The sequence below is a fragment of the Streptomyces sp. NRRL B-24572 genome (genome assembly GCF_002156145.1).
Taxonomy (GTDB): Bacteria; Actinomycetota; Actinomycetes; order Streptomycetales; family Streptomycetaceae; genus Streptomyces; species Streptomyces vietnamensis.
On sequence record NZ_MWIG01000407.1, the window covers coordinates 1 to 11,838 of the forward strand.

Below are 11,838 nucleotides of genomic sequence, written 5' to 3' on the forward strand. Positions count from 1 at the left end.
TTCTGAAACAGGCCCTAGACCAGCACCCCCGCGAGCAGCGAGGCCGTCAGCGCCGCGCCGTCCGTCGTGAGCACCGACTCCGGGTGGAACTGCACCCCGGCGAAGCCCGGTCCGCGCAGGGCGTGCACCTCGCCGGTCTCCGCGTCCCGGCTCACCTCGATGCGGTGCAGCGCCAGCTCCGTCGCCGTCCGGTCGTCGCACCGCGCCGTGAAGCTGTTGTAGAAGCCGACCGTCTGCTCCTGTCCGAAGAGGTCGATCCGCAGCTGCGCCCCCTGGAACGGGGTCCGCTTGCGGACGATGTCCAGGCCCAGTTCGGCCGCGATCAGCTCGTGCCCGAGGCAGACCCCCAACAGGCCGTGGCGGTGCTCCCGTACGAGCTCCGCCGTCAGGCCGCGCAGGAAGCGCATCTTCGGGTCGGACGCGTCCGAGGGGTTCCCCGGGCCGGGCCCCAGGACGATCGGCCCCTCGTGGGCGAGCGCCAGCTCCCGCAGCCCCGGCTCGTCGTAGCGGAGCACCGAGACCTCGAGGCCCGAGGAGCGCAGGACGTGCGCCAGCATCGCCGTGAAGGTGTCCTCGGCGTCGATCACGAGCGCGTGCCCGGACAGCTCCGCGGACCGGGCCTGCATCTTCAGCCAGAACGGCGCGAGGTCGGCGCGGCGCGCGTCGAGCGCGGCCCGCACCCGGGGGTCGTCGGCGAGCCGGGGCGCCACCGGGGACCCGTCGTGCGGCCGCCCCTCCCGTACCCCGAGGGCGGTGAGCACCCCCGCCGCCTTCGCATGGGTCTCCGCGACTTCACCGTCCGGGTCCGAGTGCCGTACGAGCGTGGCCCCGACCGGTACCCGCAGCCGGCCGTCGGAGGCGATGTCGGCGGTACGGATCAGGATGGGGGAGTCCAGCGTCTGCGCCCCGTTCGCGTCCGCACCGAGCAGGGCCAGGGCGCCCGCGTAGTACCCCCGGCCGCCCTCCTCGTGACGCTCGATCACCCGGCAGGCGTTCTGCACCGGCGAGCCGGTCACGGTCGCCGCGAACATCGTCTCCCGCAGCACCTCCCGCACGTCCAGCGAGGACCGGCCGCGCAACTCGTACTCGGTGTGCGCGAGATGGGCCATCTCCTTCAGCCGCGGCCCGACCACCACCCCGCCCATGTCGCCGACCGTGCACATCATCTTCAGCTCCTCGTCCACCACCATGGAGAGCTCCTCGGTCTCCTTGCGGTCGGCGAGGAAGGCGAGCAGGTCCTCGGGGGTCGGGGCGGCCCCGGCCGGGTAGCGGTACGTGCCGCTGATCGGGTTCATCACGACCGTGCCCCCCGACATCCGGACGTGCACCTCGGGGCTCGCCCCGACGAGCGTCCGGTCCCCGGTGTGCACGACGAACGTCCAGTACGCGCCCCGCTCGCCCGCGAGCAGCCGCCGGAACAGGGCGAGCGCGTCGGCGCGCCCGAAGCCCGGGATCTCGCCGGTGTAGGTGCGCCGGATGACGAAGTTCGCGCCCTCGCCGGAGCCGATCTCCTCGTCGATGACCCGCCGCACGGTCTCCGCGTACTCCTCGTCGGAGACGTCGAACCCGCCGCCCTCCACCCGTACGTCACGGGCGGGCAGCGCGGCGAGCACCTCGTCGAGCGGCAGCTCGTACGCCTCGTCGGCGACGAGCACGGAGAGCGGGGTGCCGTCGTCCCGCACGTCGAAGCCGCGCTCCCGGATCTGCCGGAAGGGCACGAGCGCGAGCGTCGGCATCGGGCCCACGGGCAGCTCCGCGAGGCGCTCGGCCTCGTGGACCCGGCCGATCAGCACCTCGACGGCGTCGTGGTCACGGCCGGGGGTGCGGCGGCGCAGCAGGGCGAAGGGAGGGCAGGAGTCGTCGAGGAGACGGGAGAGGTCCATGGGACGTGTCGTTCCTTCCGGTGGGAGTACGGAGAGGAGGAACGGCCCCGGATACGGGAGAAGGCCGCCCCTCTGGGCGGCCTTCGCGAGTCTGTCGGTGTACGCGCGATCAGTGGGCCGCCGGATGAGCGGTCCACCACCAGTTCTGGTTCGAGTGCGCGAACATGCGAGCACTGTAACCCAGCCGGGAACGGGAACGGGGCCCGGTCCGCACCGCGGACGGTGCGAGCCGGGCCCCGAGACCGGGCGGTGCGGGTCAGACGATCAGGTTGTACGTCTGCCAGCCGGGTCCGACCTGCACGCGCGGGGCGTACGGGTTCGGGTAGCCGTTCGTGTTCTTGTAGAACCACAGGACGCCGGAGCCGTCCCGGGCGATCAGGTCCGGCTTGCCGTCCTTGTCCAGGTCGCTCGGGCCGACCATGACGTTGTAGACGCCCCAGCCGCCGCCGACCTTGGCACGGGTGGCGTACGGGTTCGGGGAGCCGCCCGTGTTCTTGTACAGCCACAGCGTGCCGGTCGTGTCGCGGGCGATCAGGTCCGGCTTGCCGTCACCGGTCATGTCGCCGGTGCTGATGAGCTCGTTGTAGACGTTCCAGCCGCCGCCGACCTTGACGCGGGTCGCGAAGGGGTTCGGGGTGGCGCCCGTGTTCGTGTACAGCCACAGCACGCCCGAGGCGTCGCGGGCGATCAGGTCCGGCCGGCCGTCGCCGTTCATGTCCCGCGCGCCGAGCAGCTTGTTGTAGATCCCCCAGCCGCCGCCGACCTTGAGACGGGTCTTGAACGGCGAGTTCGGGTTGCCGCTGCCCTGGTAGTACCAGAGCACGCCGTCCTTGTCCCGGGCGACGATGTCCCCGGTGCCGTCGGCGCGGAGCGCGGTCAGCGGGGTGAGGGTGTTGTAGATCCCCCACCCGGACCCGACCCGGTACTTGGCCAGGAACGGCGCGCTGCCCGTGCCGGTGCCCTGGTACTGCCAGAGGACGCCGGAGGCGTCGCGGGCGATGACGTTGTAGCGGTCGGTGGTGGCGACGGGGGCGGCGCCGGGCGCCTCCACGATGTCGCTCTGCTTCACCCAGACGATCTTGTGGTGGAAGCGGATCGGCACGAAGAGCACGTTGCCGACGACGTTCTTCTGGGCGGAGCCGAACCAGTCGTCGCCCTTCACCGCGGGACCGGCCTTCACGTAGGCCTGGCCGGAGGAGAAGGTGAACTTCGACAGCGGGTCGTTCTCGTCGCCCGGCGGGGTCAGGCCGGCCGCGGTGTAGGCGGCGGTGTCCGGGAAGGAGCGGCCGAAGACCTTGGTCGAGGCGAGGTCGGCCCTGAGCTTCACCGTCGTGGCGCCGGACACCGGCACGGTGTACTGGCCGCCCGGGTTGTAGAACCAGGCCTTCTCACCCGCGTACCAGATCGCCGTCCAGTCGGTGCGGGTCTCGGCGACGACGTAGAGGCCGCCGGCGCGGACCTTGTCGCCGTAGTTCGAGCCCTCGGACCAGCCCGAGCTGTAGTACGGGTCCTTCAGTGGCGTCCCGCTCGTCGAGGGCGACGTGTACAGGTAGCCGAAGTTGGACGGACGCGCCGGGACGGCCGTGCCGCCGGTGGTCAGCGGCGGCTGGTTCGCCGTGGTGAACGGCGGGACCACCCGGACCACCTGGCCGACGCGGAGCAGACCGCCCGCTCCCTTGTCGCCCTGCGGGGCGCCCAGGAGGGACATGTAGTAGTTCCAGTCCCAGTACGGGCCCGCGTCCCAGTGGAGCGAGGCGACGTTGTTGTCCGTCTGGAGCGCCACCTCGTCGTGGCCGATGATGTGCTCGCGGTCGATCGGCACGCCGTACTTGTTCGCGAGGAACTTCACCAGGGCGGCGGAGGAGGCGTACTGGGACGGGGTGTACCAGCTGCCCTCCTTGATGGCGTAGCCCTCGTGCTCCACGCCGATCGCGTGCATGTTGTGGGTCCAGTTGCCCGCGTGCCACGCCAGGTTCTTGTTCTCGAGCATCTGGGTGACCAGACCGTCCGAGGCGCGGATCAGATAGTGCGCGCTGCCCGACCCGGTCGGGTCGGTGAGCACCTGGAGCGAGCCGTCGTAGCCGCCCTCGGTGTCGTGGATGACGATCTGGCGGATGTCCACGCCCTGGTTGGGGCGGTCACCGGCGGTGTAGTTCTTCTTCCCCGTGGAGTTGGGGACGCTCAGCTTGACGTTGCAGTTGAGGCCGGCGGGGCACTCGGGGAGCGTGGTCTCCGTCGTGCTCGCGAAGGTCGCGGCCAGCGGCACGTTCGACGGCTTGACCGGGTCGACCGCGGGGTCGGCCGGCAGGGCGACCTGCTCGCCGTCGAGGGTGAGCTCCCGCTCACCGGTCTTGATCGAGTCGAAGACGCGCTTCGCGAAGAGGTCGGCGCCCTTCTTCTCGGGGGACTGGCTGAACCGCGCCACGGCCGGGTACCAGTCGCCCGGCTCGTCGGACAGCTCGGCGCCGGCCTGCTTCTGGTAATCGGCGAGAAGCGCCGCACCGGCCCGGATGGAGGCCGCGGTGTCGTTCTGGACGGCCTCGGTGGAGCTGTCGATCAGCTCGGCGGCCTTGTCCAGGGTGTGGAGCCGGGGGTCGTCGGTGTCGACGAGCGCCTTCTCCAGGATGCGCCGGACCTTCTCGCGGTCGAAGGTCTTCTCGATCTCCGGCCGGCCGGAGCCGTTGAAGTGGTCGATCTGCTCGTCGGTGACCTTCTGGTCCACGTCCTCCGGGTCGACCTTCGTCAGACCCATGACGTTGTACGAGCCGATCGTGCTCGGCTCGCCGTCGTGCGACTCCCACCGGCTCTGCTGGTACGACACCGCCATCAGCACGCTCTGCGGCACATCGAACTCGCGCGCCGCGTTTGCGAACTGCTCCTGGAGGGAAGAGTCACCCCCGGGCTTGCCGTCGCCCGCCGCACCGAGGAGGCCCGGTGAGGCGACCGCGATGGTGCCGATGGTGGCGGTGGCGACGACGGCCGCCGCCGCTCCGTACAAGAGTCGTTTCTTCTTGCGGTCCCTGCGATGCCTCTGGGTCACGCCCACCCCTGCTGACTCGACTTTGCTCTTGTTAAACGGGCCGCAGGGTAACACCCCTCGATGGCGCGAAGATCCTCGGGGGACATTTCGGGCTGGCGTTCGAGACGCGCGTCTCAGTCATTGGGCAGGGGGACAGGTCCGGACGAAGAACCCCTTACTGTGGTGCTCGTGACCGTGAACGCTGATTCCCACGCCGTCGCCAAGGCGACCTGGCGAGACCTGCCCGCGGCGCAGCAGCCCGAGTACCCCGATGCCGAGGCTCTGCGCGATGTGATCGCGGACCTCGAGTCGTATCCTCCGCTCGTCTTCGCCGGCGAGTGCGACCAGCTGCGCGCCCGGATGGGAGCCGTCGCCCGTGGCGAGGCGTTCCTGCTCCAGGGCGGCGACTGTGCCGAGGCCTTCGACGCCGTGTCCGCCGACCACATCAGGGCCAAGCTCAAGACGCTGCTCCAGATGAGCGCCGTCCTCACCTACGCGGCCTCCGTGCCCGTCGTGAAGGTCGGCCGCATCGCCGGCCAGTACTCGAAGCCCCGCTCCAAGGGCACCGAGACCCGCGACGGCGTGACCCTGCCGACCTACCGCGGCGACTCGGTCAACGGCTTCGACTTCAACGAGAAGGCCCGCATCCCGGACCCCGAGCGGCTGAAGCGGATGTACAACGCCTCCGCCTCCACGCTCAACCTGGTCCGCGCCTTCACCACCGGTGGCTACGCCGACCTGCGCCAGGTGCACGCCTGGAACCAGGACTTCGTGAAGTCGTCCCCCTCGGGCCAGCGCTACGAGGCGCTCGCCCGCGAGATCGACAACGCCCTGAACTTCATGAAGGCCTGCGGCACCGACCCGGCCGAGTTCAAGGCGGTCGAGTTCTACTCCTCGCACGAGGCGCTGCTGCTCGACTACGAGGGCGCCCTGACCCGTACGGACTCGCGCACCGGCAAGCTGTACGACACCTCCGGCCACATGGTCTGGGTCGGTGAGCGCACCCGCCAGCTGGACCACGCGCACATCGAGTTCTGCTCGCAGATCGCCAACCCGATCGGCATCAAGCTCGGCCCGACCACCACGGTGGACGAGGCGCTCACCTACATCGACCGTCTCGACCCGGACCGCGAGCCGGGCCGGCTGACCTTCATCGTCCGCATGGGCGCCGACAAGGTCCGCGACAAGCTCCCCGAGCTGGTCGAGAAGGTCACCGCCTCCGGTGCGGTCGTCGCCTGGGTCACCGACCCGATGCACGGCAACACCTTCGAGGCGGCCTCCGGCCACAAGACGCGCCGCTTCGACGACGTGCTCGACGAGGTCAAGGGCTTCTTCGAGGTCCACAAGTCCCTCGGCACCCACCCGGGCGGCATCCACGTCGAGCTCACCGGTGACGACGTCACCGAGTGCGTGGGCGGCGGCGACGAGATCTTCGTCGACGACCTGCACCAGCGCTACGAGACGGCCTGCGACCCGCGGCTCAACCGCAGCCAGTCGCTCGACCTGGCGTTCCTGGTGGCGGAGATGTACCGCGATCAGTAAGCAGGTTCTTGCGGAGACGGGGCACGGATCGTTGTGATCCGTGCCCCATCTCCGTATCGAGGGCTTTTGCGCCTCCGAGGCGCCAGGTAAGGTTAGGTTAGCCTTAACGATCTCGGCGGGAGGTGAACCGCGTGTACGTCTGCTCATGCTTCGGTGTCACGGAGAAGCAGGTCAAGGAGCACGCGGACGCGGGCGCCTGCACACCCCGCCAGATAGCCTCCGCCTGCAAGGCCGGTACGGACTGCGGTTCCTGCGTCCGTCGCATCCAGGCCATCCTCGGGCGCGGCAACTGCCCGCGACGCGAGCTCGTGGACCAGGGCATGCCCGCCCTGACGGCGGAGACGGTCGCCGAGCTCCAGGAAGCGGCCTAGAGCCCTCGGGGCCGTCCTAGCTGGGCTGCTCGATGAGCGTCGAGAGGTACAGCGCCTCGCCCAGGGACTCGATCAGCTCCAGTTGCGTGTCCAGGTAGTCGATGTGGTGCTCCTCGTCGGCGAGGATCTCCTCGAAGAGGTTGGCGGACGTGACGTCCCCCTTGGCGCGCATGACCTCGATCCCGCGCCTCAGGCGGTCGATCGCCTCCACCTCGACCTGGCGGTCCGCCTGGAACATCTCGGTGATCGTCTGGCCGACCCGCACGTGGAAGAGCCGCTGGTAGTTGGGCAGGCCGTCGAGCATCAGGATGCGCTCGGTCAGCTTGTCCGCGTGCTTCATCTCGTCGATGGACTCTTCGCGGGTGTACTTGGCGAGCTTCGTCCACCCCTTGTTGTCCTGGATGCGGTAATGCAGCCAGTACTGGTTGATGGCCGTCAGCTCGCCGGTCAGCTGCTCGTTGAGGAACTCGAGGACCTCGGGGTCGCCCTGCATCGCTTCAGGATCCTTCCACGCTACGTGTCCATGCCGTCACCAGGCGGTATGGCCGCATCCTCGCACCCCGAATGGGGGGCGTCCAGTAAGTGCAGGCTTAGTGTGAGTTGCCCGAATCGAGTCGCCCGTATGGTCGCCTGGTCATGACCACCCCTCGCCGTCTGTCACCATGGATGACATGGGTCAGCCGGAGAGCGGAGCACACCGGGAAGCGGGTCAGCCGGATCGTTCGCCGGACCTTCCGCCGGATCTGCCGCCGGGGCAGCGGCTCCAGCGCGGCTGGCCGGTCACCCATTACGGGCCCGTCCCCAAGTTCAAGCCGGACCGCTGGGAGTTCCGCGTCTTCGGGGCGACGGCCGACGGCGACAAGCGGTGCTGGAACCACGAGGAGTTCTCGGCCCTCCCGTTCTCCACGGTCGTGGCCGATCTGCACTGCGTCACGAAATTCAGCATGCTCGGGGCCGAATGGGGTGGTGTCCCCGCCCGCACGATCCTGGAGCTCGCCCCGCCCGCGCCCCATGTGACGCACGTGATGGTGTGGGCCGAGTACGGCTACAGCGCCAACATGCGGCTCGCCGACTTCGCGTCCGACCGCACGATCTTCGCCACCCACAAGGACGGGGAGCTGCTCACCGCCGAGCACGGCTTCCCGCTGCGGCTCGTCGTCCCGCACCTGTACGCCTGGAAGGGGCCCAAGTGGGTCCGGGGCGTCGAGTACATGGCGGCCGACCGCCGGGGCTTCTGGGAGGAGCGCGGCTACCACAACCTCGGTGACCCGTGGACGGAGCAGCGCTACTCGTACCAGGAGGAACCGGGAGACGGCCCGGAGCTGTAGCGGCTCCGGACCGTCTCGGTGGTGCTTCGGCGGTGACTCAGTGGTGGTACTGGTGGACCACCGCGTGGCCCTTGCCGCGGCCGATCATCCACTTGTTGACCGGCGTGGTCACCACGAAGGCGATGACGAGCGAGACCGCGAGGGCGATCCAGAAGAGCGCCTCGTCGAGGTGCGCGTCCATGGCGCGGGGCCAGAGGGCGATGACGCCGTTGTCGATGATCTCCATGACGGCGATCGAGAGGGTGTCGGCGGCGAGGGCGACCTTGAAGGCCGTCTTGAAGTCGACGCCGGCGGACAGGATGCCGCGCAGGGTGAGCGCGTAGCCGAAGAAGAAGGCCAGGATGATCGCCAGGATCATCGTCGGCAGGTTGCCCCAGCCGAACGCGGTGCCGATGATCATGCCGAGGATCTCGCCGATGGCGCAGCCGGTGAGGCAGTGCAGCGTGGCCTGGGCGGCCATGGACCAGGAGACCTTGCCGCCGGGGGTGTGGTGGTGGCCCGCGTGGGCGTCGTGGCCCTCGTGGCCCGCATGACCCTCGTGACCGGTGTGGGTGCCGTGGCCTTCGTGACCGGCGTGGGCGTCGTGGCCGGTGTGGGTGCCGTGACCGGCGTGGGCGGTGTGGTCCCCGTGGCCCGCGTGGGAGTCGTGGTTCTGGTGGTGACCCTCGTGACCCTGGTGACCGGCGTGCCCCTCATGGCCGGCGTGGCCCTCGTGGCCGGAATGGTCGTGGTGCGCGTGCGCTTCGTGCTGCATGAGGTGCCCCCAGCCTCGCTCTACGGTTCTGTCGTCGACAGGAACCGTATACCCCCCTAGGGTATTCCTCAAGAGGAAATGATCATCCTCGGCGCTCGCGGAGCTTCTTCAGGAGCTCGACGTCGGCGACGTGCCCCTCCTTGCCGCCGGGGGTCTCGATGATCAACGGTACGCCGTCGGTGGCCGGGTGGCGCAGCAGTTTTTCGAAGGCCTCCTCGCCGATGTGACCGGCGCCGATGTTCGCGTGCCGGTCCTTGTGGGCGCCCACCACGTCCTTCGAGTCGTTGGCGTGGACCAGCTTCAGCCGGCCCTCGCCGACCGTGTCCACCAGCAGGTCGAGGGTCTGCGCCGCGCCGTGCGGGCCCGCCAGGTCGTGCCCGGCCGCGAAGATGTGACAGGTGTCGAGGCAGACGCCCAGCTTGGGGTGGCGGTCGAGCGCGTCGAAGTACGGGCCGAAGTCCCAGGTCCGCGAGCAGAGCGAGAAGCCCTGGCCCGCCGTCGACTCCAGGAGCAGATCCGGATCGTCCTCGTGCGTCAGCTCGTCGAGGAGCGGCAGCATCCGCTCGCGCACCTGGGCGAGGGCCACCTCGCGCGGCCTGCCGCCGGTCGCCGAGCCGGTGTGCACGACCACGCCCTTCGCGCCGATCTCCCGGCCCCGGCGCAGCGAGTGCCGCAGCGACTCCACCGACTTCTCCACCGTGGCCTCGGTGTGGGAGCCGAAGTTGATCAGGTACGGGGCGTGCACCCAGACCGAGATCGACTCGGCCTCGCACTCGGCCCGGAACCGCTCGTCCTGGACCGGGTTGCCGGTCGGGGTCGCCCAGCCGCGCGGGTTGGCGACGAAGACCTGCACGGTCTCGGCGCCGAGCTCGCGGGCGTACCCGAGGCCGACCGTGGCGAGGCCACCGGCCACGGGGACATGGCCGCCGACGGGGTTGCGCATGAGTCTCTAGAGTCCCTTGATCGTGATGGTGATGGTGGAGCCCTCGGGCGCGGTCTGCCCGCCCTCCACGGACTGGCTCGCGACCTTGTCGCCGAGGTAGGGGAAGGACTTCTTGACCTCCACCTCGAAGCCCGCGTCCTCCAGGGTCGTCCGGGCGTCCTCGGTCGACCGGTCCGTCACGTCCGGGACCTCGACCAGCTTGGGGCCCTTGGAGACGGTCAGGGTGATGACGTCGCCCTCGGCGGCCCGGCTGCCCCCGGCGAGGGACTGGGCCGCGACGGTTCCGGCCTCCTCGGGGGAGTTGATCCGCTCCGGGGCGACCTTCACGGTGAGCCCCTCCTCCTGGAGGGCGGCCGTGGCGTCGGCGACGGTCTCGCCGCTGACGTCGGGCACGTCGATCGGAGAGCCCTTGCTGACCACCAGGGCGACGGCCGAGTCGGGGCTGCGCTCGGTGCCGGGCTCGGGGTCGGAGCCGATCACGGAGCCCTGCGCGACGGAGTCGCTGAAGGAGTGGGTGATCACCCCGGGCGCCAGGCCCTCCTGCTCCAGGACGCGCTTGGCCTCCGCGAGCGGCTTGCCCTTGAGGTTGGGCACCTTCACGATCTGCGGGCCGCGGGAGAGCGTGAGGGTGACCGTGCCGTTGCCCCGGACGCGCTCACCGGGGGCGGGGTCGACGGCCATGACCGTGCCGCGCTCGTACACGTCGCTGAAGGCGCGCTTCGTGGTGCCGACGTCGAGACCGGCGTCCGTGAGGCGCTTCGTCGCGGCGGCCTCGGACTGGCCGAGGACGGCGGGGACGCGGGTGAACTGGCCGGAATTGATGTACCAGACGCCGGCGCCCAGGCCGAGGGCGAGCAGGACGGCGACGACGGCGATGAGGGGGCCGCGCGGGGGCCGCCGGCGGCCGGCGCGGGGCGCCTCCGGGGCGGGCAGCCGGTTGGTGTGCTCCACGGGTGCGGGCCTGGCGATCACGCTGGTCCGGTCCTCGGCGGTGTCCCGGGCCTCGGAGCGGGCCGACGGGGGCACCGCGTCCAGCTGCTCGTCGCCGAGCCCGGCGCGGGCCTCCCGGAGCAGGGCGAGCAGGGCGACGGCGTCGTACGGACGGAGCTCGGGGTTCCGGGCCGTGGCCGCCGCGACCAGGTCGTCGAGCTCCGGGGCGAGCCCGGGGACGGTGGCGGAGGGGGCGGGCACGTCGGTGTTCAGGTGCTGGTAGAGCACCTGGGCGGGGGTGTCGCCGGAGTGCGGCTTGCCGCCGGTCAGCATCTCGTAGAGGACGACACCGCAGGCGTACACGTCGGCGCGGGTGTCGGCGGTGCCGTGCTCGATCTGCTCCGGCGCGAGGTACGAGACCGTGCCGAGGACCGCGCCGGTGGTGGCCGTCGCCGAGCCCACGGCCCGGACGAGACCGAAGTCGGCGACCTTCACCCGGCCGTCGTCCCCTATCAGGACGTTCTCCGGCTTCATGTCCCGGTGCACGAACCCGGCCCGGTGCGCGGCGCCGAGCGCGGCGAGCACCGGCTCCAGGATGTCGAGCGCGGCCCGGGGCGAGAGGGCGCCGCGCTCGCGCAGGACGTCGCGGAGGGTGCAGCCGGCGACGTACTCCATCGCCAGATAGACGTACGCGCCCTCGGCGCCCTGGTCGAAGACGCCGACGACGTTGGGGTGCGCGAGCCGGGCGACGGACTTCGCCTCGCGGATGAACCGCTCGACGAAGGCGGCGTCCGTGGCGAGGTCGGGGTGCATCACCTTGAGCGCGAGGACGCGGTCGAGGCGGGTGTCGACGGCCCGGTAGACCGTGGCCATCCCGCCGACGGCGATGCGCGCGTCGACGCGGTAGCGGCCGTCGAGCAGCCGCCCGACGAGGGGGTCCTGAAGGGTCGTGTCCACGGGCCGAGTCTACGAGGAGGGTGCGGGGGGCCGGGCCCGGCGCCCTGTACTGCAGCGCACCTGTGACGCACCCGGCCCCGGTGCGGGCCGCCCCCCCCGCGCCCTGCTGGA

At 70.7% G+C, this 11,838-nt stretch carries 10 protein-coding genes; 3 read left to right on the forward strand and 7 right to left on the reverse strand.

Going from position 1 to position 11,838, the window contains the following annotated elements:
* Positions 1 to 14 precede the first annotated feature (14 nt).
* The 3 genes from CCN56_RS23685 to CCN56_RS23695 form a co-directional block, all read right to left on the reverse strand.
* The gene (locus CCN56_RS23685) at positions 15 to 1,883 is read right to left on the reverse strand and encodes an anthranilate synthase family protein (protein ID WP_086829798.1); all 1,869 of its coding nucleotides are present in this window, start codon (positions 1,881 to 1,883) and stop codon (positions 15 to 17) included.
* A gap of 109 nt (positions 1,884 to 1,992) precedes the next feature.
* A complete protein-coding gene (locus CCN56_RS45900) occupies positions 1,993 to 2,049 on the reverse strand; it encodes a trp operon leader peptide (RefSeq protein ID WP_101392327.1) in 57 nt (18 codons plus the stop codon).
* 90 nt (positions 2,050 to 2,139) lie between these two features.
* Complete coding sequence (locus tag CCN56_RS23695; RefSeq protein WP_086829807.1) at positions 2,140 to 4,923, reverse strand: N-acetylmuramoyl-L-alanine amidase; 2,784 nt, start codon at positions 4,921 to 4,923, stop codon at positions 2,140 to 2,142.
* A 168-nt stretch (positions 4,924 to 5,091) separates the two neighbouring features.
* Between CCN56_RS23695 and CCN56_RS23700 the strand changes: the two genes are divergently transcribed.
* Positions 5,092 to 6,444, forward strand: a complete 1,353-nt coding sequence (locus CCN56_RS23700; RefSeq protein WP_086829809.1) for a class II 3-deoxy-7-phosphoheptulonate synthase — start codon at positions 5,092 to 5,094, stop codon at positions 6,442 to 6,444.
* Positions 6,445 to 6,566: 122 nt separating this feature from the next.
* A complete protein-coding gene (locus CCN56_RS23705) occupies positions 6,567 to 6,815 on the forward strand; it encodes a bacterioferritin-associated ferredoxin (RefSeq protein WP_041128811.1) in 249 nt (82 codons plus the stop codon).
* 16 nt (positions 6,816 to 6,831) lie between these two features.
* Here CCN56_RS23705 and bfr read toward each other — a convergent pair whose 3' ends face one another.
* Positions 6,832 to 7,308, reverse strand: coding sequence for a bacterioferritin (gene bfr / locus CCN56_RS23710; protein ID WP_041128810.1), 477 nt, complete (start codon positions 7,306 to 7,308; stop codon positions 6,832 to 6,834).
* A gap of 178 nt (positions 7,309 to 7,486) precedes the next feature.
* Here bfr and CCN56_RS23715 point away from each other — a divergent pair, with 178 nt between their 5' ends.
* Positions 7,487 to 8,143: a sulfite oxidase-like oxidoreductase gene (locus CCN56_RS23715; RefSeq protein ID WP_041128809.1), complete on the forward strand. Its 657-nt coding sequence runs from the start codon at positions 7,487 to 7,489 to the stop codon at positions 8,141 to 8,143.
* Between the two features lie 37 nt (positions 8,144 to 8,180).
* Here CCN56_RS23715 and CCN56_RS43905 read toward each other — a convergent pair whose 3' ends face one another.
* From CCN56_RS43905 to pknB, 3 genes are all read right to left on the reverse strand, one after another.
* The gene (locus tag CCN56_RS43905; RefSeq protein ID WP_086829801.1) at positions 8,181 to 8,603 is read right to left on the reverse strand and encodes a DUF4396 domain-containing protein; all 423 of its coding nucleotides are present in this window, start codon (positions 8,601 to 8,603) and stop codon (positions 8,181 to 8,183) included.
* Between the two features lie 376 nt (positions 8,604 to 8,979).
* Positions 8,980 to 9,840, reverse strand: coding sequence for a deoxyribonuclease IV (locus tag CCN56_RS23730; protein WP_086829805.1), 861 nt, complete (start codon positions 9,838 to 9,840; stop codon positions 8,980 to 8,982).
* Between the two features lie 6 nt (positions 9,841 to 9,846).
* Positions 9,847 to 11,727, reverse strand: coding sequence for a Stk1 family PASTA domain-containing Ser/Thr kinase (gene pknB / locus CCN56_RS23735; protein ID WP_179199964.1), 1,881 nt, complete (start codon positions 11,725 to 11,727; stop codon positions 9,847 to 9,849).
* Between the last annotated feature and the right edge of the window lie 111 nt (positions 11,728 to 11,838).

Bases quoted from the DNA above. Each gene is read 5' to 3' on its own strand.
- CCN56_RS43905 (WP_086829801.1), bottom strand. From the start codon at position 8,603: ATGGCCGCCCAGGCCACGCTGCACTGCCTCACCGGCTGCGCCATCGGC.
- bfr (WP_041128810.1), bottom strand. From the start codon at position 7,308: ATGCAGGGCGACCCCGAGGTCCTCGAGTTCCTCAACGAGCAGCTGACC.
- CCN56_RS23685 (WP_086829798.1), bottom strand. From the start codon at position 1,883: ATGGACCTCTCCCGTCTCCTCGACGACTCCTGCCCTCCCTTCGCCCTG.
- CCN56_RS23730 (WP_086829805.1), bottom strand. From the start codon at position 9,840: ATGCGCAACCCCGTCGGCGGCCATGTCCCCGTGGCCGGTGGCCTCGCC.
- CCN56_RS23715 (WP_041128809.1), top strand. From the start codon at position 7,487: ATGGGTCAGCCGGAGAGCGGAGCACACCGGGAAGCGGGTCAGCCGGAT.